Source organism: Sodalis sp. RH19 (assembly GCF_047324215.1).
Taxonomy (GTDB): domain Bacteria; phylum Pseudomonadota; class Gammaproteobacteria; order Enterobacterales; family Enterobacteriaceae; genus Acerihabitans.
Genome location: NZ_CP178734.1, coordinates 3108517 through 3130791 on the forward strand (window position 1 = coordinate 3108517; position 22275 = coordinate 3130791).

The window sequence follows — 22275 nt, forward strand, 5'->3', positions numbered from 1 at the left end:
GAAAGTAATGTATAATCGCGCCAGGAGATGACATTCCTCCTTTAACCGCCGTTTTTGGCTGATGATGTCTACGTTTACCTGCTCGGGATGGGGGACGTAGTCATTATGTTCGCCCTGCTGAGTTTTTCATTCCTCAAATTAATTAAAAAGGTTCTTATGTTTACCCTTTTATCAGCCGTGTTTATTGGTGGGGGGATCGGCAGCGTATTGCGCTGGTGGCTCAGCCTGAAGCTCAGCGGCAGCGGTTTTGCCATTCCTGTCGGCACCTTGGCGGTTAACCTGGTCGGCGCCTTTATCATCGGCCTGTTTATGGCGTTGTTTCTCCGTCTCACTCATATCGACCCGTTCTGGAAACTGTTTATCACCACCGGCTTTTGCGGCGGCCTGACCACTTTTTCTACCTTTTCGGCGGAAGTGGTTACCCTGATGATGACCGGGCAGATGCTTTGGGCGGGGGTGAATATTCTGCTGAATCTGGTCGGTTCGCTTGCCATGACGTTGTTGGCAGTGGGATTGGTGAATCTGTTCGGCCCGCCGGTGCCGTTATAAGGTGGCACGCTCTCCCTTGAACACGGCTGCATTGCGTTTTGTGTTGGCGGGCATACCGTGCCATGGGGCGCTCGGTCGGGCGAAAACCCCACGCCCGATTCGACCCCATCGGCACGCTCTCCCTTGAACACGTCTGCTTTGAGCTCGGTGTTGGCGGGCATACCGTGCCATGGGGCGCTCGGTCGGGCGAAAACCCCACGCCCGATTCAACCCCATCGGCACGCTCTCCCTTGAACACGCCTGCATTGCGTTCGGTGTTGGCGGGCCTACCGTGCCATGGGGCGCTCGGTCGGGCGAAAACCCCACGCCCGATTCGGCCCCATCGGCACGCGCTCCCTTGAACACGCCTGCATTGCGTTCGGTGTTGGCGGGCCTACCGTGCCATGGGGCGCTCGGTCGGGCGAAAACCCCACGCCCGATTCGGCCCCATCGGCACGCTCTCCCTTTAACACGCCTGCATTGCGTTCGGTGTTGGCGGGCCTACCGTGCCATGGAGCGCTCGGTCGGGCGAAAACCCCACGCCCGATTCAACCCCATCGGCACGCTCTCCCTTGAACACGCCTGCATTGCGTTCGGTGTTGGCGGGCCTACCGTGCCATGGGTCGCTTTCCCTTTAACACCTTGTCGCTCAGTTCGGCGATTACGGGATTTCAGGCATAAAAAAAACCCGCATTAAGCGGGTTTTTCAGAATACTGGCTATCTTAAATAGCTGTAACGTCAGCAGCCGATGGGCCTTTGGCGCCGTTAGTGATTTCAAATTCAACGCGTTGGCCTTCGGCCAGCGTTTTGAAACCATTACTCTGGATGGCGGAGAAATGAACAAACACATCTTTACTGCCATCTTCAGGAGTAATGAAACCGAATCCTTTAGATTCATTGAACCACTTAACGCTACCTTTAATCTTAGACATCAAACTTACCTTTCAATAAATGATAGACACAAACTCTGTGTCGGGTAGTAGTACAGCAAGTGGCAAGCCCTTTGTCCAGCTTAAGATCGCTAAAACGTGACAAGAAATAGTAAAATAAGATTTTAACCAGGCATCAGCCTGCTATTGCATATTATAGACCAGGGAAACCGCCGTCTTGGTATCGGTGTGTTTCGGCGCGCTATCCGGCGTGGTGCTGTTATAAGTGACATCATAGGTCATCTTCAACGCAAAATGGCTATTGATGGCCACGCTCAGCCCGGTTTCGGAATTCGCCGTGATATCCTCGTTACCAAGAATGGAAACGCCCTGGATAAATTGCGTGCTGTCGGTCAGCTGATAAGCATAAGATGCCGCACCGTAGGCCAATGCCTTGGTCTGGCGACCGCCGCCCTGGAATTCATCGTGCCTTACGCCGGGACCCGCTTCCAACCGCAGGTGGCTGACCGGTCCGTTCAAGACCTGCCGGCCGTAACCCGCGGTCAGGGTTGAACGCGAGCGATAACCGTTGAAACGATCGCTTAACCAGCTGCCCTGCGTAAACAGGAAATTATCATCATCCAAATTATGACGCGCACGCGCACCGGCCTGATACTTTTCCGAAGAGCGTTCATCATCGGTTGAGTTATTTGCCGCTTCGGCCCAGATACTGTAGGCATTGGTCGGCTGGAACCAGGTCATGGTGCTGCTTGCCGCCAGTGAAGAGCTGGTGGAGTTGCCGGACTGCGCGTTGTAGCCGGCTTGAAGATTGCCGTCGAAACTTTTTTTCGCAGTGGAAGGATCGTCCAGCGCGGTAAAGATATCCGTATCAGCAAAAGTCGAAAAACTAGCCAGGGACATTCCCAGGATAGTCAGAAGCCATACTGCCCGAGAGCGGCCATTGCGTAACATAATTTACCTATCAAATGATTTTGAGGTTTTTAAACCAGCGAGTAACGAAAGGCTGATAGTGTAACGAATCGACACGGCAGGTGTACTGGTAATTTTTTGTAATATTGGTAACAAAAATTAATACACCGCGGTTTTCATATCACCCGCCTACGGGTCCCCAGCCGGGATAAACACAAAAAAACGAGTCTTTTCAGCGTACTTATAAAATAAATTTTAGTATTTTGGCACTGATTTCGCACTCATGGCGCTTACAATGGATCCGGACTATATTTTAGGATTAATCCTAAAAGAAGCCATCTCACTGTCGCCGCAGCATATTGTCGTCAACACCGCCTTCTCGGCAACAATTATCGCTTTTGCTCTACAAAAAATTAACTTTTAAGCAACAAATAAATTGCGCTTATCATTGTCATCCAGAATAGCGCGCTGAATAGGAAAACCATTGCCCAGGCCCTATAGTGCGTAATATGCATTTTCGCGGATCCATGAACTCATGATATTAAAGCCGCTAGTATAAGAACATCCGCAGGGCGCGATGGCAGGATAAAAGAGGTGAATTGGCGTTATTTCAAACGATCGGCCTGCGTCACCGGCCGGGAGGCAAAACTGACGCCGTGCCCGGCCACGCCGCACTTATATATAGAGGGACAATTCGCCCAACGGACGCGTCTTAAAGCGACGGTGCATCCAGAGGTATTGGTCAGGCGCGCGCATGATTTCCTGTTCGACGATTTTATTCATATAGCAGGTTGCGGCCATTTCATCGTCCAGCGGATAATTTTCCAGCTGCGGCTGGATCAGCAGACGGTACCCCTTGCCGTTCTTTTTACGGATCAGCACCACCGGCACCAGCTTGGGCTGTGCCAACCGGGCCAGCGTATAGGTGCCGCGGGTTGTAGCCGCCTGGTCAACCGCGAAGAAAGGGGCAAAAATACTGCCGCGCGGGCCATAATCCTGATCGGGAGCAAACCAGACCGTTTCGCCCTGCTTGAGCGAATGAACCATGCCGCGTAAATCCTTGCGGTCCAGCATCGCCTTGTTGGACCGCATCCTGCCCCAGGTTTGTACCAGTTCCATGGCTTTATTATTATGGGGACGGTACATGGCCATCATCGGCTGGCACAGCCCCATGGCGCGTCCACCCAGCTCAAGGGACATAAAATGGATACCGATGACCATAACCCCCTGGTTATGTTCATTCGCCCGCTGCAGATTGTGCAGGCCGAAGACGTCAAACCAGCGTTTAACGCGGGCATCCGACCAGAACCAGGCCATGCCGGTTTCCATTAAGCCCATGCCGGCGGAGGTGAAATTATTGATGATAGTCCGCTCGAGCTTCTGCTTATCCATATTGGGAAAACAGAGTTCCAGGTTACGGCGCGTAATCGCGGCCCGGCGTTTCAGGAATGGCATCGATAAACGGCCAAGCCAGCCGCCCAGGGTATGCAACACCGGATAAGGCAGTTGCACCAACAGGAAAAGCACTCCCAGGCCGAACCAGGTCAGCCAGTAACGTGGGTGGAGGAGCGAAAGCGAAAATTTTTGCGGGTATGCCATTTCATTGATTCTTCATAAAGTTGTTGGGAACCCCGTTAAAGGCGCTCCATCAATCCTGGTCCTGATCGTTAAGCCAATAATCGCCGGATGCTATCAGCGCGAAGATCTCATGGTTTATTGCTAAAGGAGGCGAAGAGCGGCATTGACGGCGACCTCAAGCATCCCAACAAGCGCGCGGGCAAACCAAAACAGGTATTCTCAGTCATCAGACATCCGCACAGGAGGTAACGATAAAGGCGCTTATTTTCTTAGGCTGCCCAGCCTAGCGATTCTGCAGATATATTACCATACGCCGGCGGCGGATTTACCAAAAATGACAATAGGTTATCTTCCCGTCCCGCCTGGCCGGACATAGTTGATAACGATTACAGGCGAAAAACCGACATTCAGGCGCCACGGTTTTCCGCCTCAGACCGTCACGGCAAACCCCCTGCCCCTACAGCGGTCCGCCTAAGATGGTATCGGCCAGGCCGGTAAGAATATTTTCCCCGGTTTCATTTTCCAGATCTTGATACCAGCGGCGGGTGGCCTGGGGATCTTTGCCATGGGTAATATCGCACCGCTTGCGGGCTTTCAGCACCAGCGACCTGACCCGTTCCACCCGCTTTTCCTGGTAGCGCAGCAGGGCATCTTCAATTCCCAGAGAATGCGTACGCAGCGCCAGCGCCAGCACCACGGCGTCTTCCATCGCCGCGCAGCCTCCTTGTCCGATGTCAGGCGTGGTGCTATGGGCCGCGTCGCCCAGCAGGGCCACCCGACCGCGCGTAAAGGTGCTGAACGGCTCGATATCATGGATTTCCACCCGATTGACGCCCAAGGGATCCAGCTGCGTTATCAACCGCTGCACCGGCGCGCACCAGCCGGAAAAATACTCCCGTAAAGCTTCCCGCGCCCGGCCGCGCTCCTGTTCCAGCCCTTTTGGCAGCGGCACGTCAAAAAAATAATAAAAGCGCCGGCCCGCCACCGGCATCAGCGATACCCGCTTGCCCTGGCCGACAAACGTGGTCCACTGGTTAGCCGGCGCGATGTCCTCGTCGACGGCTACCAGGCCGTTCCAGTTGACGTAGCCCGCATAGCGCCGCGCCACCCGGTGGCCCAGCACATAATCCCGCGCCAGAGAGTGGGTGCCATCAGCACCGATAAGCAGATCTCCGGTAGCGGCGCTGCCGTCCGCAAACCATGCCGTTACCTGGGAGCCATTATCCTCAATGCGCGTCAGGCGTTTATTGAGAAAGACGCGCTCGCGGCCGAATTCATCCAATAACATGGCTTGCAGCTCGGCGCGGGCGGTGGGATACGGGAACTCACCGACGCGCTCCACCAGCGGGCGCAGGGGAAAACGGGTCAGGATTCGCCCGGTACGATAATCCGCGTATGCCATAGTGGCCATATCGCCGCCAAGGGCTTTTATCTGTGGGCCAAGACCCAAAAAATTCAGACATTTAACACCATTAGGCCAAATGGAAATGGCCGCCCCCACCGGCTTGATATCCGTGACCGCTTCATAGATTTCGGTTTGATAGCCGACATTGCGCAGCGCGATGCCCGCGCTGGCGCCCCCCATCCCCGCACCAATGATAATCGCTTTCATCGTAATGTCCTTTTATTGGCAAGCCCTCCTTCGTGGAAGCAATTTGAATGCCATTATTATAATTTATTGATTTTAAATAATTTTATTCAAATTTAAATTTTAGCCACCTCGACACGGCCCTGGTTTGCACTATGGGAGACCGTTTACGGTTGCTGGCCAGAAACCCCGGCCGGGCTGATTTTTGCACAGGCCTTTATATATACTCAGTATTTATTTATACTGAGTATATAAAATACCGACAGAGAGGTGTAACCCGCGCGTCCGCCAGGGAATCGCGCGCACGCCAGGCGACCGCACATTGCCAAAAGCGCCACAGACCTGCGTGCGCAAATCCGTCTGGTGCCGCCAGTTTTTTTTACCGTCAACGCATACCCAAGGCCGCTCGCCTTGCGTTTTTCCAGGGGAGTTTTTTATGAAAGCAGTGCAATTCAGCGCATACGGCGGTCCCGAAGTCCTGCAGGTGGCGGATATTAACGAACCCCACGCCGGTCCCGGCCAGGTGCGGATTGCCGTCCGGGCCGCCGGCGTCAACCCCTCCGACGGCATGAAGCTTCGGGCCGGCTGCTGGCGCGGCCGGCCTATTGCGCTGCCTTCGGGCATCGGTGTCGAGGGCGCGGGCGTGGTGGATGAAGTCGGCGAAGGCAGTACCGACGTTAGCCTTGGCGATGCCGTCTTCGGCTACGGCATTAACACGGCGGCGCAATACGCGGTTCTGACCCATTGGGCCCGCAAGCCCGACGGCCTGCCGTTCGCGCAGGCGGGTGGTTTCCCGGTGGTGGTCGAAACCGCGACGCGCATTCTTGCGCAGATTGGCGTGAAGGCCGGCGAAACGCTGCTGGTAAACGGAGCGGCCGGTGGCGTTGGTTCCGCGGTAATCCAATTCGCGCGTTACCGCGGGATCATCGTCATTGGCACCGCGAGCGCCCCGAAGCATGAATACCTGCGCGGGCTCGGCGCCGTCCCGACAACCTATGGCCCGGGCCTGGTTGAAAGAATCGGCCACATCGCGCCGGCCGGCGTCAATGCCGCACTCGATCTGGCCGGCCCGGGCATCCTCCCTACGCTTATCGCGCTGGTCGGCGATCCTTCCCGCGTTCTGTCCATTGTTGATGCCACCGCGCCGCTGCACGGGGCGCAGGGATCTTTCGCGCCACAGAACCATCCTGAACGGGTCTTGTCCGAAGCGGCGCGGCTGTATACGGAAGGCGTGTTCCACATGCCTCTGGATAAGACATTCCCGCTTGAACAAGCCGCAGAGGCATATAAACGCAGCGCCGCAGGACATGCCGCGGGCAAGCTGGTGATCACCCTTGGTTGAATGACCTTAATGAAGATGGGAAGCGAAAAGAGCCGGAACCGGCGGCGCGCCGGGGTGTTGAAGCAGTGGCATTAAGGCATGCGGGTTAAGAACCCGCACGCCGGCTGCAGCATTAGCGCGCCATAACGCCCGCATCGGCGCTATGGGAAGCCATAGCCGCCGATGACTATTTTTGCCGTCTTTCCACGCCGCTGGCCTTCTTATGGGTCTTAGCCGGCTGCGGCTTGGCGACGGCCTCATCGGCAAAGGCATAGTCGCCATCGTGATAGACCACAAAGGCCTGGCATTCGACGGTCGGCTTTTGCACGCGATGCAGCGTTAAGCGGCTGAATTTCATGACGCCGTCGTTTACGGTCACCGTGCTGTACTCGTTCTTGACATTGACGTTGTACAGATTGTCGCCGCGCCAGGTCAGCTTGCCCCGCCGCGCGATGGTGCGCTGCCATTGACGGCAATCAAGGGTGTCGCCCGACCGGGTCACGATAAAAGTGGCGATGGCGGCCGGATCGGCCAGCTCCTTTTGCGGCCCGGTGGTCATCCACACGCCGGCCACGTCCGCAGGCGCGGCGGTTTTGGCCGCAGAGGGATAGTCGGTATAACCGGCGCACCCGCTCAGGGTCAATGCCAGCAGACCCCAGACACAATTTTTCGTCATACCCATATCCTTATTAAGTCGAAGCGGAATTTTAGCATTAAAATTCGCGAAGACATAAAAAACCCCGACAGAGTCGGGGTTCGGAATCTTTGGGTTGGGTTAGGGTTACTTGACTGCTCCGGCCTGGGCCATCATCGCTATCGCAAGAACCTTACCACAGCCTCAGCTGTATATTACAGCGCAACGACGTTAGTTGCAGACGGGCCTTTCTGGCCTTGTTCGATGTTGAACTCGACCTGTTGGCCTTCGTCCAGGGTTTTGAAATCATTGCTCTGGATTGCAGAGAAGTGAACGAACACATCTTTGCTACCGTCAGCAGGGGTGATGAAACCAAAACCTTTACCAGCATCAAACCATTTTACTGAACCGGTCATTTTATTAGACATTGTTGTTTCCTTTTAATAGGGCCGCCATAAGGCGATTGTGGTCTGCTTGTCAGGATTTACTTATGGGAGCACTAGAGAAGGAAATTCCTCGGAGATACGGTATCTTGAAATATCGTCTTTACCGGAACAACTTTACTAAAATGACATTCATAAATAGGTCTGTACTACAAACCGATGACGCTATTTACACATAGTGCGATGGTGATAGCAAGCACTTTTTCTATTATTAATTTTTCAACCACTAAATGTTGCATAAATGAATATATATGCTAAATACACCGAAACGAAGCCGTGCAAATCATTAATAAGCAAGCTAAAAATAATTTATCGCACGCCACGGGATAACAGAACGCTCGTGGCCAAACGGCCTCTTTCGCTGTGGCAGTGAACACTTTTTTTAGTTGAAAGCCTGAAGGTTGCTGCAGGATAAACAAACGCAGTAGGGACAACAGCACTGACTACCAGACCTGAAGAAGTGCCCCCGAAGGGGTAGTTCATCAGACGGCGATAATTTGATCCGCGACGATGGAATAACCGCCGTTCCACTCCATGCGTCCGGTAATGGTCAGACGTTCCCCACGCAAATGCGCCATCAGTTCCAGCGCCATGATGTCGAAGCCGACCACGGTGAGGGGATACGAGCTGCGCTTATCGCTTTCCGCCAGGATGGTCGCTTTTACCATAGGGCGGCCGGTGTTGCCTTTGATACGGCTCGGGGACTTGGTAATGACGCCTGACAACGTTGTGGTGATGGGTTTGGTGTTGGTTTCGATAGGTTGCTGATTACTCGAATTCATGACAGGTATACCTCCGCATTTTCATTTTTCGCCTGAAACGACATTCTATTTTACCTGATTACACACCGTTTGTGTGAGTGATTGTGTAAGTATCGCGCAGAATTATGCCGATAAGGCGGCTGATCCGCCGCTGCAGGGGACAAGATGAAAGCATTTACCCGTCGCCTGCACTGTGCCTGCGCATGCTGTATCCCCGCCCGGGCTGGACGAACGGACGGGGCAGGATAATTATGCACAGTATTTTTCCAGTAAGGCCAGGGCAATGGCCTCGGTTTCAGCGTCCGCCCGACCGGAAAAATTTGCGGGGCGGAAATGCATCTGGAATGCGCTGATAACCCGGATGGTTTCCTCATCGGCCTTGCCATGGAGCGGCAGGCTGTAACCGTATTTAATTAAGGCGCGCTGGATGTTAGCCACCGGCGCGTCAGCCTCCGGCGCCCTGCCCGCCAGATATTTATCCACTACGTGTTTATCTGGCCAGGCGCCGATGCCGCGCTCGGCCAGTTGGGCCCAGGGGAACAGCGGGCCGGGATCGGTTTTCCTCAGCGGTGCGATATCGCTATGCCCCACCACGTTATCGGGGCGTATCTGGTAGCGCCGGATAATATCTTCAGCCAAACGCGCCACCAGCTCGACCTGTTCGGGGGCGTAGGGATACCAGCGCTTCCCCGCGGCCGATTCGGTGAAACCCGGATTGACGATTTCGATACCGATAGAGGTATCGTTAAGATTGCTACGCCCGTTCCATTCGCTTATCCCTGCATGCCAGGCGCGCTTGTCCTCGGGCACCAGCTGCTGCGCCACCGCCTTGCCGTTGATCAGCGGGGGGGCGGACGAAACCAGATAATGCGCGCTTGCCGTGCCCCGGGTCAGCAAAGCCAGCGACGCCCCATCATCAACGGCGGTATAATGCATAACCAGATAGCGCACTCTCTCATCCTGGCTTGACGACGCGATAGACGTATCGACTCCATAACGGCCGCGATCGGTTATCCCCGCCCTGTCGGCGCAGCCGGAGAGCATCAACGCCACCGCCAGGGACCGGCCCGAGAAAGATTTTTTATTTATCACCTTGGTCTCACCTTAAAACAAAAATCTTAGCCTTCCCGTCCTTAACTCCGCCTAAACACTATTTGATATGGCCGGTTAATCCCGTTGCCAATCCCCTTGTTACTGAAGTCTCCACCCGATAAAAAAGAAGGGTGAAGCGATTATCATTGTGATAACCAATTGGGAATAAACTCCCGCAGATAGAGAAAAAATTTGACTTTATTCAGCATTAGCCACTGCCGATTTAACCTATCCACTACGGGAATATTCATTTTCACCTTGCCGCCTTTTCCTGTGAAATGTTATTAACGTTATCCCCGGCATGTTTTTTCGCACTATCCGTAACCCGCGATGGCAACGTCTTTATTATTCCAGCATAGAATGATTTTCATCATTGGCATCTTCACTTAAAAGTCATTTAAATCATAATATTACACTTTTGGCATAGATTAAATTTCCTATGGCAGCGATAAGAAGGCGCAACAGGACTTTATGATTTGATTATTTGGCTTAAGTTAGCTTTTTTTATTTATTCTTTATACGCTGTCGCCATCATTTTTTATGACGCCAATATAAAAAATAATAATTACGATTTTCAGGCTAAAGAATTCTCACCTTAAGCCGTTAATCCTACTGGCAAGACATATTAGCCAGGCTTGATCAATTCGCCGATCAATTTTATCACCAGAACAATGATGAAGCGGCAACGATGAAAATTAACATTCTTTTTACTTTATTTCCTTTGTTGTTATCGGCATGTACCGGTGTCGGCCATTACAAAGTTGATCAGACCGCGGAAAATAAAGCGGACTTCCATTTTATCGGCATTCCCGTCCTGGCGGGGGCCATCGGCTCCAGCTTTCCCCTCACCGCGAAGTACAGCCTGACCGCCGGACATGTAGCGAAGATGATGATGGTCAAGGTAAAGGCTTACAACCCTCTGTGCGATGTGGCCATTATCTACCACGATAATACCGGACGCGCCTTGCCCAAGCTTGAGACGGCGGGCAAAGGCGATAAACTCAGACTGTATGGGTACAACGCCTATACCGCGATGCCAACCTCTTCAAGCGGCGTGTTAAAGGAATTCGGCTGGTGGGATAAACCCGGCACCAGTTGCCTGGTCGGCCTGAGCGACGCCGGCGGCGTGCCGGGAATGAGCGGCGGTCCGGTTTATGCACAGGATGGCGCGATAGTCGGGGTTTTCACCGCGACGCATCCCAAGCGGAATCAGACGATGTTCGTTCCCTACCAGGAAATTGCCGGCTGGGTCACCCGGGAAACCAAAAGTTAACGGCTATCATCGATTGCGCCACCGTACTGACACAGGCGGCGCCCCATCATTCTCCCGCCGTCTGACGCCCTTTCCTCGTTAGCGCCTACCGCCGTTATGGCCGGGAAGGGTTGCTCATTATTTAACAAAGCATTCTCACTAATTTCATAACATTTGATATGAAAAGCCTTGACGTGCACATTCCCACCCTTTAATTTCGTAACGTTAATTACGAAATTAAAGTATCTCCTTATACGGAACCACAACCGGGATTTTCCCTTAACTTACAACCAAGGTGACAGCATGAGTCAATCACTCCAAGGTAAGATAGCGTTGGTCACGGGCGGCAGCACCGGAATCGGACTGGGCATTGCCAGGCAGTTTATCAATGAAGGCGCGTTTGTCTTTATCACCGCGCGCCGCCAGGCGCAGCTGGATGACGCCTTGGCCGAACTGGGTTCTAACGCCTTCGGCATCCAGGCCGACGTCGCCGACCTCGGCGCGCTTGATAACCTTTTCGCCCGCATCAAGGAACACAAGGGACACTTGGATATCGTGGTCGCTAACGCCGGCGGCGGTGAGCTACTCGGGCTGGCCGATATTACCGAAGAACACTACGATCGCACGTTCAATATCAACGTGAAAGGGGTGCTATTTACCGTACAAAAATCGTTGCCCCTGCTGGCAAAAGGCGCGTCGGTGATCCTTACCGGCTCAACCACCTCTGCTATCGGTGGGAAAAACTTTAGCGTCTATAGCGCGACAAAAGCCGCCATCCGTAATTTTGCCCGCAGCTGGATACAGGATCTGGAAGGACAGGATATCCGCGTTAACGTCTTAAGTCCCGGTCCGGTCAAAACACCGGGATTGCTGGGCCTGGTGGAGTCCGATCAGCAGCAGGCACTGGTGGACAGCTTCGCGGCGCTGGTGCCCCTGGGAAGAGTGGGACACCCGGATGAAATCGGCAAGGCGGCAGTATTCCTCGCCTCGGATGCGGCAAGTTTCGTCAATGGCGCCGAACTGTTCGTCGACGGCGGCCAGGCGCAAATCTGACACCCGCCAACACCGAACGCAATGCAAACGTGTTAAAGGGAGAGCGTGCCGATGGGGTCGAATCGGGCGTGGGGTTTTCGCCCGACCGAGCGCCCCATGGCGCGCTAGGCCCGCCAACACCGAACTCAACTCAGACGTGTTCAAGGGAGAGCGTGCCGATGGGGTCGAATCGGGCGTGGGGTTTTCGCCCGACCGAGCGCCCCATGGCGCGCTAGGCCCGCCAACACCGAACTCAACTCAGACGTGTTCAAGGGAGAGCGTGCCGATGGGGTCGAATCGGGCGTGGGGTTTTCGCCCGACTGAGCGCCCCATGGCGCGCTAGGCCCGCCAACGCCGAACGCAATGCAAACGTGTTAAAGGGAGAGCGTGCCGATGGGGTCGAATCGGGCGCGGGGTTTTCGCCCGACCGAGCGCCCCATGGCGCGCTAGGCCCGCCAACGCCGAACGCAATGCAAACGTGTTAAAGGGAGAGCGTGCCGATGGGGTCGAATCGGGCGTGGGGTTTTCGCCCGACCGAGCGCCCCATGGCGCGCTAGGCCCGCCAACGCCGAACGCAATGCAAACGTGTTCAAGGGAGAGCGTGCCGATGGGGTCGAATCGGGCGTGGGGTTTTCGCCCGACCGAGCGCCCCATGGCGCGCTAGGCCCGCCAACGCCGAACGCAATGCAAACGTGTTAAAGGGAGAGCGTGCCGATGGGGTCGAATCGGGCGTGGGGTTTTCGCCCGACCGAGCGCCCCGTGGCGCGCTAGGCCCGCCAACGCCGAACGCAATGCAAACGTGTTAAAGGGAGCGCGGGTTTGCCGGCCATGCCCGCATGGCGGTATCCACCACGGCGCGAGCTTCATGCGCCGAAATACCCTCCTTGGCCTTAATGGACAAACCATACAGCACCGTGGCAAAAAAGCCGGCCAATGCGCCGGCATCTGTCTGCGCCGGGACGTCGCCCTCGGCGATACCCTGCGCGATGCGCCGGCACAGCGCGCGCTCCGTCTCCTGCCGGGCCTCGTTAACGATTTTCCGCACCGGCTCCGACGCAGCGGAACAGTTGATAACCGAGAGGGCCAGCATGCATCCCGGCGGCGTACTGGTATCGGCAATACTCTCAACCGCCTGGCTCAATATGCGTTCAACCGCCGCCCGCGCGGTCTTTTCCTTCAACGCCTCGGCCTGATACTGGGCCGGACCATCGATATAACGTGCGATAGCCTCCAGGAACAGATGCTCTTTATCGCCGAAAGCACTATAAACACTGGGCGTGGTAACCTGCATGACCTTCAGCAGCTCGGCCATGGAAGTGGACTCATATCCGCGCAGCCAAAACAGACGCATCGCCCGATCCAATACCGCCTCGCGATCAAAAGAGCGCGGCCGGCCGCGCGGCTTGCCTGCAGAGGGTTTTAAGGTTTTCATAACGATCGATTCTAAATTATCGCCGCCGCCACGGCAAGCGACAGATAACACCCGGCCCCGCGTTTAAACGCTACGGACAGCGGCATATTCGCCGCCCGGCTCCCCGGCGCCGATCGAGGCAAAATAGTGCGGCATCTCACCCGCTATTATGATCAATATCTCACAACCGTGTAATAAATAATGCTTATATAGTGGCAAGCGCTAGTATTACTCGCCGACAACAATAATTACATAATCCTATTTATTAATTAATCTGATGCATACACAGCCATATTATCATCCTTTGTCATGGACGGGGGGCTGGCTTTTTTCGCCGTTGCCGGAACATTTTATATTAGGAATAGCACCGCAGGCGCCTGGCCATCATGACTAAAGCCAACGTCTATTATGGATAACCTATACGACGCGTGCTTTATTAAAACTATTTAATATGAATATAACCCTACGCATAATTTCGCCTATGCCGTATAAAGTCAAAAATAACAGAGGTGCATAATGACCAGAATATCACTCATCATTGCCGTCTCCCTGGCGGTCCTGAGCGGATGCGCCGCCAACCGCACCTCATCCGGCGATACCTTCACCGCCGCGCAGGCCAGGCAGATCCATACCGTCACCTACGGCACATTAATTTCCGTACGCCCCATCACGATACAGGGCGGTAATGGCGAAAACGCTGCCGGCACCATCGGCGGCGGCGTTATCGGCGGCTTTTTAGGCAACACCATCGGCGGCGGATCGGGCCGCGGCCTGGCCACCGCCGCGGGTGCCGTAGGCGGAGCGGCGGCAGGCTCGGGGATACAAAGCGCCGCCAATCGCAGCGCGGGCGTAGAGCTTGAAATCCGCCGCGACGACGGTTCGACGATTATTGTCGCCCAGGCACAGGGCCCCAGCCAGTTTTTTGTCGGACAGCGTGTCGCCATCGCCTCGGGCGGCGGCAGGGTCACGGTTTCACCACGCTAACCCGGCCACTGCCCTGCTGCTGGGGCGATGTCGTTTTATAGGGAGTTATCATTATGCTTTTGCGCATGTTCCGCCGATGGATGGTCCGTTTGCTCATGGTTGCGGTTATTCTCGGTCTCGCTGCGTTTGCCATCAGGATCTATGAGACCGAACGCGGTCCGGAACTCCAGCTGTGGCACACGTACGTGCCACAGGATATGCACGCCGATGAGATTGATAAGGCGACCTGGGCCGATTATATCGCCGCCGAGAAAAAACTTTTCCAGTCCGTGCGGGAAAATGTAACGGATAAACTCGATATCAGCCAGCAGACCCCCTTAAACCGCTATTTTTCCGGCAGCCCGATTTTCCCCGATCGGTTTGCCACTAACTGGAACCGTTCTTATATATTGATGCCGGAGGGAACGCCCAAGGGGGCGGTGGTATTGCTGCACGGCCTGACCGACACGCCTTATAGCCTGCGCCATATCGCGGAAAGCTACCGCCGGCAGGGTTTTGTGGCCATCGGCATCCGTATGCCCGCGCACGGCACGGTGCCCGGCGCGCTGACCGATGTGCGATGGGAAGACTGGATGGCGGCTACCCGCCTGGCGGTACGCCAGGCCAGGGTGCTAGGCGGCGATGCGCCGTTACATATCGTCGGGTTTTCCAACGGCGGAGCGCTGGCCATGAAATACGCGCTCGACGCGCTGGAGAATCCGCACCTGACGAAACCAACACGGATCATTTTGCTATCGCCCATGATAGGCGTAACCCGTTTTGCCCGCTTCGCCGGCGTGGCGGGGTGGCCGGCCCTGTTCCCCGCGTTCGCCAAGGCGGCCTGGCTGGGTATCGTCCCCGAATTCAACCCGTTTAAATATAACTCTTTTCCGGTCAATGGCGGCCGGCAATCCTTTGAGCTGACACGCGCGCTACAGCAGCAGATCACCCAGGACGCCGCGAATAACCGCCTGGACGCCTTGCCGCCTATCTTGGCTTTCCAGTCGGTAATGGATTCTACCGTCAGCACCCGCGCCGTGATTACCGCGCTGTTTGAGCATCTGCCGGCGAACGGCAGTGAAGTGGTGCTGTTCGATTTGAACCAGGCAGAAAGCTTCGGTCCCTTGCTGCGCACCTCCTCCTACCTGGCGCTGTCGCGCCTGTTACCGCCGCCGCCGCGCCGCTATACCACCACCATTGTCACCAATGTCTCCTCCGATAGCCTTGATACGCTGGCACGCACTACGCTCGCCGGCCAGACGGAAGAGTCGACCGAGCTGTTGGGCATTCAGTATCCGGCGGATATTTTTTCCCTCTCGCACGTGGCGCTGCCCTTCCCGATGAACGATTCGCTCTACGGGCGCTTTCCGCAGCCGAAGGATCAATATGGCATCAGTCTGGGCGCGTTTGCCGCCCGCGGCGAAAGGGCGGTGCTGGTAGTAGGTTTGGACTCCTTAATGCGGCTCGCGTCCAATCCCTTTTATCCCTATATGTTGAAAAGGATTAACGCCAAAATTGTTATGGACGCGCAATAAAACCGATTAGCGCGAAGCTTATTCCCTTTTACCTGATCGGCGCCCGCGGCAGGCGAACAGTTTTTATTGGTAATAACCGCAAGCCAGCGTTTATTTATCGGTAAGTTTAACGTTCTCTTTATAACCAGTGTAATGAAATAGTGAAGTGTGAATAGCATCTCGATTTCCAAAAATATAACTTATGAATTAATGAGTGTGGAAATAATGTCAAATAAACAATATGTGGTGTTGTTTAATATCGCTGCGTTTCTGTCCACCGCCATGACGATATTGCCGTTATCGGCCGCGCCGCCTCCGGCTGTTACCATCGCGATTATTGAGCAACGGGCGCCGCAGCGCGTCCATTATTACCTGGGGCGCATCGAGGCCATCCAAGCGGTGGATGTGTTGACCCGCACCGAAGGGTTTATCGCCCGCAGGGAGTTCGCCGACGGACAATTGGTCACGGCTGGCGAAGTCTTATTCGAGATCGATCCCGCCCTGCACCAGGCCTCGGTCGCGCAGGCCCAGGCCCAAGTGGACAGCGCCAATGCCGGCGCGCGGCACGCCCAGGTCAATCTGACGCGGATACAGCGCCTGGGGGAACAGCGATCCGTAAGCCGCGCGGATGTTGATGCGGCGGTGGCGCAGCGGGACACCGCCAACGCGGCGCTGTCACAGGCGCAGGCTACCCTGCGCCTGCAGGAACTGCAGCTCGGTTTTACCCGCATCCTTGCGCCCATCGGCGGGCGCATCGGCCACAGTCATTTCAATACCGGCAGCCTCATCAACCCGGCGAGCGGTGCGCTGGCGCATATCGTCCAGCTTGACCCCATTCGGGTGGCGGTGGCCATCAATGAACGTGACTATATCACCGTTGCCTACCGGCATACCGGCGACGCCGAAGATCTGTCCGCCAGCGGTTATACCCCCCGCCTGCAATTGGCCAATGGCCAGGAGTATGCGGAACCCGGGGTTTTTGAATCGGTGGATAACCAGATTGACAGCCAGACCGGCACCATCACCGTGCGGGCGCGTTTTGCCAATCCCCGTCATCTGCTGCTGCCCGGGGGCGTGGTCAACGTCGCGCTGGTGGCCGGCCCCGCGCAGCCGGTGGTCATGGCGCCTATCGCCGCGCTACAGCAGGACCGGGAGGGTTTTTTTGTCCTGGTGGTCGACGGCCGCCAGCGGGTGGAAGTGCGCAGGGTGGTTACCGGCAGCCAGTTTGAGCAGGAATATGAGATTAAAGAAGGATTGACCGCCGGTGAACGGGTTATCGTCGACGGCTTGCAGCGCGTACGGCCTGGCATGGAGGTCGACGCCACCCTTGCCGCCCCATCAATCGATACCTCAAGGTAAGGGACGCGCCATGCTGCATTTTTTCATCCGGCGACCGAAGTTCGCTATTGTTATCGCGGTGGTGACCGCAATTGTCGGGCTAACCGCCTTAACCGTCATACCGGTAGAACAATTTCCCACTATCGCGCCGCCGGTGGTCTCGGTCAGCGCCACTTATCCCGGCGCCAGCGCCCGGGATGTGGCCGAAGCCGTGGCCTCCCCCATCGAGGCCCAGGTCAATGGCGTCAGCCATATGCTCTATATGGAATCCAACAGCGCGAATAGCGGCGGCTACCAGCTCAATATCACTTTCGCCACCGGCACCGATCCCGACATGGCGGCGGTGGAGGTGCAAAACCGCATTGCCCAGGTCAGCGCGCAGCTGCCCGCCGAAGTGAATAATAACGGCGTGACGGTACGTAAGCGCTCCTCGAATATTTTGCTGGGCGTGAACGTATTTTCGCCTAAGCATAGCCATGACAATCTGTTCGTCAGTAATTTTACCAGCCTGCGTATCCGTGATGCCATCGCCCGTATCAACGGCGTCGGCGACGTGCAAATCTTCGGCGCTCGCGATTACAGTATGCGCATCTGGCTGGATCCGCAGCGCATGGAGGCGCTTAACGTCAGCGTACAGGATATCATCCAGGCCTTGCGCGATCAGAATATCCAGGCCGCCGCGGGTCAAATCGGCTCGCCGCCCATCAGCTCCGGCCAGCAGCGTACCCTGACCATCAGCGGCCAGGGACGTCTGCTGGGCGCGGCGCAGTTTGCCCAGGTCATTATCCGCACCAATTCCCAAGGCGGCATGGTGCGGCTTAGCGATGTGGCGCGGGTGGACCTGGGCGCGCAGAATTACCAGGTTAACTCAGCGCTGAACTCAACGGACGCGGCCTTTATGGGCGTGTACGCCGCGCCGGGCTCCAACGCGCTGAATGTGGCCAATGCGGTCAGGACGGAAATGGCGCGGCTGGCGCACACCTTCCCGCCGGACCTGGTCTATGAAATTAAATATGACTCCACCGTCACGGTCACCGCCACCCTCGATGAAATCGTGATCTCGCTAGGACTGACGCTGGTGGTAGTGCTGGCGGTGGTTTTTTTATTCCTGCAAAGCCTGCGTGCGACCTTTATCGTGGCGCTGACGATACCGGTGTCCTTGCTGGGCACTTTTGCCGTGCTGTTTATCTTCGGTTACTCCGCCAACACCCTCAGTTTGTTCGCCATTATCCTGGCGCTGACGGTAGTGGTGGATGACGCTATTGTGGTGGTGGAAAACGTGGAGCGCCTGATGTCGCAGGATGAAACGCTGACGCCGTCGACGGCAACCGGCCAGGCAATGATACAAATCGCCGGTCCCATCATCGCCACCACGTTGGTACTGCTGGCGGTATTTGTGCCTATCGCCGTCCTGCCCGGCATTACCGGGGAGCTATACCGGCAATTCGCCATTACGCTGTCCGCTGCAGTCATCTTGTCGAGCATCAACGCCCTCACCCTCACCCCGGCACTGTGCGCCGTCTTGCTATCACGGCGCGAACCGCCGGTAACCGGCATATTTGGCGGTTTTAATCGCGGCCTGAACGCCATTCGCGACGGTTATGTCCGCCTCGCCCGGATGACCGGGCGACACGCCGCGATCAGCGTGGTGATATTACTGACGGTGGGCGCGCTCACCTGGTTCGGCTATAGCCGCTTGCCCAGCGCTTTCCTGCCTGATGAAGACCAGGGATTTTTCTTTGTTAACGTACAGCTTCCGGACGGGGCCTCGTTGTCCCGTACGCAGCGGGTCATGGACCAGGCATATCAATTGATACGAGCGAATCCCGCCGTCGCGGATGTCATTAAAATTACCGGCTACAGCCTGCTTAGCGGCGGCGGCGCGCCCAATACCGCTTTCGCCTTCGTCTTGCTGAAACCCTGGGGCGAACGCGCGCATGTCGACCAGGTGTTGCCGACAATCCAGGCCCAGTTATCCACCCTACCCGCGGCAATGATTATGGCGTTTAATCCGCCGGCCATCAGCGGCCTGGGCAGCGCCTCCGGCTTTGATTTGCGCATCCAGGCGCTGGAAGGCCAATCACCGCAGGCGCTGGCGCAGGTGGCCGGCGCCGTGATCCTGGCCGCCAACGAGGATCCCAGGCTAAACCGGGTATTTACCACCTTCAGCGCCTCGGTGCCTGAGGTAGGCCTGAGTATTGACCGCGAGCGGGCCGCCCTGCTGCAAGTGCCGGTGAGCCGCATTTTCACCACGCTGCAAAGCGCGATGGGCGGAGTGAACGTAGGCGATTTCCCCCATAACGGCCGTATGTTTAACGTACAATTGCAAAACGACATGGATTTTCGCCAGCGGCAGGAACAAATCGGGCAGATCAGCGTGCGCAGCGATAGCGGCGCCTTGGTGAGGCTGGCAAATCTGGTCCGTCTGAGTCCGGTACTGGGCGCGCCGTTTATCGCCAATTTTAACCAGTTTCCGGCGGTGACGGTCAACGGTTCGGCCGCGCAGGGCATAAGCTCGGGCCAGGCGATGAACGTCATGGAAAAGATTGTGCGGCAAACGCTGCCCGCGGGTTATGGCTATGCCTGGAGCGGCATGTCCTGGCAGGAACAGTATGCCGGCGGGCAGGCGGTATTTATCTACGCCGCCGCACTGGTTTTTGCCTATCTATTCTTGGTGGCGCAGTATGAAAGTTGGAGTATTCCGCTGGTAGTGATGTTATCAGTGCTGTTTGCCATGGCCGGCGCGGTGGCGGGGCTTTTTGCCATGGGCTTCGCCAACGATGTCTACGCCCAGATCGGTCTGGTGCTTTTGATCGGGCTGGCGGCGAAAAACGCCATACTGATCGTTGAGTTTTCCAAAGCCCGGCGGGAAGAAGGCGCCAGCATTTCCGACGCGGCCCTGGACGGCGCCCGCCAACGTTTTCGCGCGGTAATGATGACGGCCATTTCATTTATATTCGGCGTCATGCCGCTGGTGCTGGCAACCGGCGCCGGCGCGATGAGCCGGCGCATTATCGGGGTAACGGTTTTTAGCGGCATGCTGTTGGCCACCGCCCTCGGCATCATTATCATCCCCGCGCTCTATTGGCACATCCAACGGCTGCGCGAGTGGGTGAAAAGATAACGCAGTCTCCGGCACGCGCTTCTTTATACTAAGGTGCTTGTATGTAGCTTATCCAAAAGGTTATCTACTATTTTTTTATAAACCGGATTAAACTCCCCGGTCTCATCCTCCCTCACATCCACATTCACTTCACCAATGGTTTGATCGGTGAAAAAGAAAAAAAACTTATCATTTCGCTTCAAAAACTTGCAAGCAAAATAATAATAAGAGTTGTTGCTTTTATCATTGGTGTCTTCTAATGCGATGCGTATGGTAAAAGCGATAGACAACTCTTTCGACTTGTTTAATTCTTGGGCGTCCTTAACTAAGAACTCCTTGTTTATCCCCTCGCCGATGGCGATATAACTTCCTTCAGACCCATCAGGAAGATAAAAAAGATTTGTTTCAATACCTAAATAGTCGAGGAATCCCGGGACAAAACCGCGTAAAGCGCCATGGAGATGGTCCCAATAATGTGTGCGCGAAATGATATAGTCTTCATAGGCCTTTTGTATTAGTGCATAATTGTTCATGGCTGTGTCCAAAGTAAAAAGAGTCGTGCTACCAGTATAATCATCTTTATTGTCGCTGCACCGCTGGCTGGCTGGCATGCCGAAAATCATTTACAGACCGCCGTTAAAAACCTATGGCCGGTAGTGAAGCACAGCCGCCAAAGCCCTGCGCAGTGGTTTCGCCAAACGGGCTAAAAGCCTAAAGGTTTTTCAGTGTTATCAAGCAACATCCGACGATATTACCCACAAAATCCTGTACTGCCTACCATCAAAACCATGGCATTATAGACGATGTCTTCGCCGGCGGCACGCGATGGTGCATCTGCCGCCTGACGTTACCGGCAACGCAGTTTTCTGTAGAAGGTTAACCTATTGCAAACGTGATGTTGCCGTTGCGTATAGGATGCGTTTTGAACTCGGCAACCCGATGGGCAAAGAGGAAAACCTATGTGGGTGGTGAAAGGAGACAGCGTCTGCCTCGAGCACGGCAAACGCCTTATTCTTTGGCTTAACATTGTCGCCTATTTATTGTAAAGGATCTTATTCAGCCTCTTCCGCTACGTTATTTCCATAGAGACGCTTTTGCCTTTCTTAATTAGGCTATTCCGTCGCATCGACATTTTCCAATAAAAAAACGCGGCTGTAGCCGCCAGTCATAATAGTCGCTGGAATGGACACCCTGCACAAGACAAAGCAGGTGAACCCGCCTGCCTTGGCCGTTGTCGACGGAAAAAACGGACCTCAGGCGGGAGCCCTGGTTATTAAACATCTTGGGATACGATGGACAGCGCATGAACACCTCCGCATCATTTTGAATGACGCGGAGATGTCGACCAGACCTGCGCGATTAACCTCACGATTAAAATCTTAGCTGTAGGCTCATGATAACAATACCAGGCAGAAGAATCCCCGACCTTACACTGACATGGCTATTCACATCATACTTAACGCCATGATATATATAGGGAGCGAAGCCTATACCCGTTGCCCGTTTAATATCCTGGTAGAACCCATCATCGCCACAACGCTCAAAGGGCGTAAATACAAACTCCCCCGCGTAGGCGTATAGCCCTTCAAAGCTCCACTGGTTGCGCCTTACCCAGTTTTTTCCCATACCCAGCAATACGCATCTATTACTTTCACTATTGATAAAAGTACCAGCAAAAAAACTGTAATCCGAATTTTTATGCACTTTTCTTTCTATGGCAACCAGTTGGTTCTTAAAGTACTGGTTATCCCCCTCCTTCGGGGCATAAATGTGATACGCAAAGGAGGCGGTATCTAATGAATAGAGATCCAAATCGTTCGCAAATGCTTGTGAAAAGCAAGACATCAGGCACATAAAACATATGAATTTTATCCACCGGGATTTACCAGACAATTTTACCTCCCTATTCCAGAGACT

At 55.3% G+C, this 22275-nt stretch carries 20 protein-coding genes and 1 riboswitch; of the genes, 9 read left to right on the forward strand and 11 right to left on the reverse strand.

Features of this window, described 5'->3' with window-relative positions; genetic code table 11:
• The first annotated feature begins 14 nt into the window (after positions 1 to 14).
• A riboswitch (Fluoride riboswitch) is annotated at positions 15 to 78 on the forward strand.
• A gap of 78 nt (positions 79 to 156) precedes the next feature.
• Positions 157 to 549, forward strand: coding sequence for a fluoride efflux transporter CrcB (crcB, locus tag ACL2XF_RS14160; RefSeq protein WP_410016113.1), 393 nt, complete (start codon positions 157 to 159; stop codon positions 547 to 549).
• A 702-nt stretch (positions 550 to 1251) separates the two neighbouring features.
• Here crcB and cspE read toward each other — a convergent pair.
• Both cspE and ACL2XF_RS14170 read right to left on the reverse strand, forming a co-directional pair.
• Positions 1252 to 1461 carry a transcription antiterminator/RNA stability regulator CspE gene (gene cspE / locus ACL2XF_RS14165; protein ID WP_331118480.1) on the reverse strand — a complete coding sequence of 70 codons (210 nt, stop codon included), beginning with the start codon at positions 1459 to 1461 and terminating at the stop codon, positions 1252 to 1254.
• Positions 1462 to 1602: 141 nt separating this feature from the next.
• The gene (locus ACL2XF_RS14170) at positions 1603 to 2370 is read right to left on the reverse strand and encodes a YdiY family protein (RefSeq protein WP_410016114.1); all 768 of its coding nucleotides are present in this window, start codon (positions 2368 to 2370) and stop codon (positions 1603 to 1605) included.
• A 253-nt stretch (positions 2371 to 2623) separates the two neighbouring features.
• On the opposite strand from ACL2XF_RS14170, the gene ACL2XF_RS14175 reads away from it, so the two are divergent.
• A complete protein-coding gene (locus ACL2XF_RS14175) occupies positions 2624 to 2752 on the forward strand; it encodes a hypothetical protein (protein ID WP_413727061.1) in 129 nt (42 codons plus the stop codon).
• A gap of 251 nt (positions 2753 to 3003) precedes the next feature.
• On the opposite strand, the gene lpxP is transcribed toward ACL2XF_RS14175, so the two are convergent.
• Complete coding sequence (gene lpxP / locus ACL2XF_RS14180) at positions 3004 to 3927, reverse strand: kdo(2)-lipid IV(A) palmitoleoyltransferase (protein ID WP_410016115.1); 924 nt, start codon at positions 3925 to 3927, stop codon at positions 3004 to 3006.
• Positions 3928 to 4363: 436 nt separating this feature from the next.
• On the reverse strand, positions 4364 to 5518 hold the full coding sequence (hpxO, locus tag ACL2XF_RS14185) for an FAD-dependent urate hydroxylase HpxO (protein ID WP_413722282.1): 1155 nt from the start codon (positions 5516 to 5518) through the stop codon (positions 4364 to 4366).
• Positions 5519 to 5930: 412 nt separating this feature from the next.
• Between hpxO and ACL2XF_RS14190 the strand changes: the two genes are divergently transcribed.
• Complete coding sequence (locus ACL2XF_RS14190) at positions 5931 to 6836, forward strand: NADP-dependent oxidoreductase (RefSeq protein ID WP_413727062.1); 906 nt, start codon at positions 5931 to 5933, stop codon at positions 6834 to 6836.
• 166 nt (positions 6837 to 7002) lie between these two features.
• Here the strand turns inward: ACL2XF_RS14190 and ACL2XF_RS14195 are convergent, their stop codons facing one another.
• The 4 genes from ACL2XF_RS14195 to ACL2XF_RS14210 all read right to left on the reverse strand — a co-directional run bounded on the left by ACL2XF_RS14195 (position 7003) and on the right by ACL2XF_RS14210 (position 9697).
• Positions 7003 to 7491, reverse strand: a complete 489-nt coding sequence (locus ACL2XF_RS14195; protein ID WP_410016118.1) for a hypothetical protein — start codon at positions 7489 to 7491, stop codon at positions 7003 to 7005.
• Positions 7492 to 7664: 173 nt separating this feature from the next.
• A complete protein-coding gene (gene cspA / locus ACL2XF_RS14200) occupies positions 7665 to 7877 on the reverse strand; it encodes an RNA chaperone/antiterminator CspA (RefSeq protein WP_131864725.1) in 213 nt (70 codons plus the stop codon).
• Positions 7878 to 8374: 497 nt separating this feature from the next.
• Positions 8375 to 8674 (reverse strand): hypothetical protein, encoded by a 300-nt coding sequence (locus ACL2XF_RS14205; RefSeq protein WP_410016119.1) that lies wholly within the window; start codon positions 8672 to 8674, stop codon positions 8375 to 8377.
• A 228-nt stretch (positions 8675 to 8902) separates the two neighbouring features.
• Positions 8903 to 9697, reverse strand: coding sequence for an N-acetylmuramoyl-L-alanine amidase (locus tag ACL2XF_RS14210; protein ID WP_413728816.1), 795 nt, complete (start codon positions 9695 to 9697; stop codon positions 8903 to 8905).
• Between the two features lie 736 nt (positions 9698 to 10433).
• Between ACL2XF_RS14210 and ACL2XF_RS14215 the strand changes: the two genes are divergently transcribed.
• Both ACL2XF_RS14215 and ACL2XF_RS14220 read left to right on the forward strand, forming a co-directional pair.
• The gene (locus ACL2XF_RS14215; protein ID WP_413722280.1) at positions 10434 to 11018 is read left to right on the forward strand and encodes a trypsin-like peptidase domain-containing protein; all 585 of its coding nucleotides are present in this window, start codon (positions 10434 to 10436) and stop codon (positions 11016 to 11018) included.
• Positions 11019 to 11300: 282 nt separating this feature from the next.
• A complete protein-coding gene (locus ACL2XF_RS14220; RefSeq protein ID WP_413722279.1) occupies positions 11301 to 12050 on the forward strand; it encodes an SDR family oxidoreductase in 750 nt (249 codons plus the stop codon).
• 781 nt (positions 12051 to 12831) lie between these two features.
• Here ACL2XF_RS14220 and ACL2XF_RS14225 read toward each other — a convergent pair.
• Positions 12832 to 13461: a TetR/AcrR family transcriptional regulator gene (locus ACL2XF_RS14225; RefSeq protein ID WP_413727063.1), complete on the reverse strand. Its 630-nt coding sequence runs from the start codon at positions 13459 to 13461 to the stop codon at positions 12832 to 12834.
• 495 nt (positions 13462 to 13956) lie between these two features.
• Here ACL2XF_RS14225 and ACL2XF_RS14230 point away from each other — a divergent pair, with 495 nt between their 5' ends.
• From ACL2XF_RS14230 to ACL2XF_RS14245, 4 genes are all read left to right on the forward strand, one after another.
• A complete protein-coding gene (locus ACL2XF_RS14230; protein ID WP_413727064.1) occupies positions 13957 to 14424 on the forward strand; it encodes a glycine zipper 2TM domain-containing protein in 468 nt (155 codons plus the stop codon).
• 80 nt (positions 14425 to 14504) lie between these two features.
• Positions 14505 to 15938, forward strand: coding sequence for an alpha/beta hydrolase (locus tag ACL2XF_RS14235; RefSeq protein ID WP_413728817.1), 1434 nt, complete (start codon positions 14505 to 14507; stop codon positions 15936 to 15938).
• A gap of 261 nt (positions 15939 to 16199) precedes the next feature.
• Positions 16200 to 17276, forward strand: a complete 1077-nt coding sequence (locus tag ACL2XF_RS14240) for an efflux RND transporter periplasmic adaptor subunit (protein ID WP_413723406.1) — start codon at positions 16200 to 16202, stop codon at positions 17274 to 17276.
• A 10-nt stretch (positions 17277 to 17286) separates the two neighbouring features.
• Positions 17287 to 20379, forward strand: a complete 3093-nt coding sequence (locus tag ACL2XF_RS14245) for an efflux RND transporter permease subunit (RefSeq protein ID WP_413727065.1) — start codon at positions 17287 to 17289, stop codon at positions 20377 to 20379.
• A gap of 23 nt (positions 20380 to 20402) precedes the next feature.
• On the opposite strand, the gene ACL2XF_RS14250 is transcribed toward ACL2XF_RS14245, so the two are convergent.
• Together ACL2XF_RS14250 and ACL2XF_RS14255 are read right to left on the reverse strand one after the other, a co-directional pair.
• Positions 20403 to 20981: a hypothetical protein gene (locus ACL2XF_RS14250; RefSeq protein ID WP_413722276.1), complete on the reverse strand. Its 579-nt coding sequence runs from the start codon at positions 20979 to 20981 to the stop codon at positions 20403 to 20405.
• 748 nt (positions 20982 to 21729) lie between these two features.
• A complete protein-coding gene (locus ACL2XF_RS14255; protein ID WP_413722275.1) occupies positions 21730 to 22251 on the reverse strand; it encodes a hypothetical protein in 522 nt (173 codons plus the stop codon).
• Positions 22252 to 22275 lie beyond the last annotated feature (24 nt).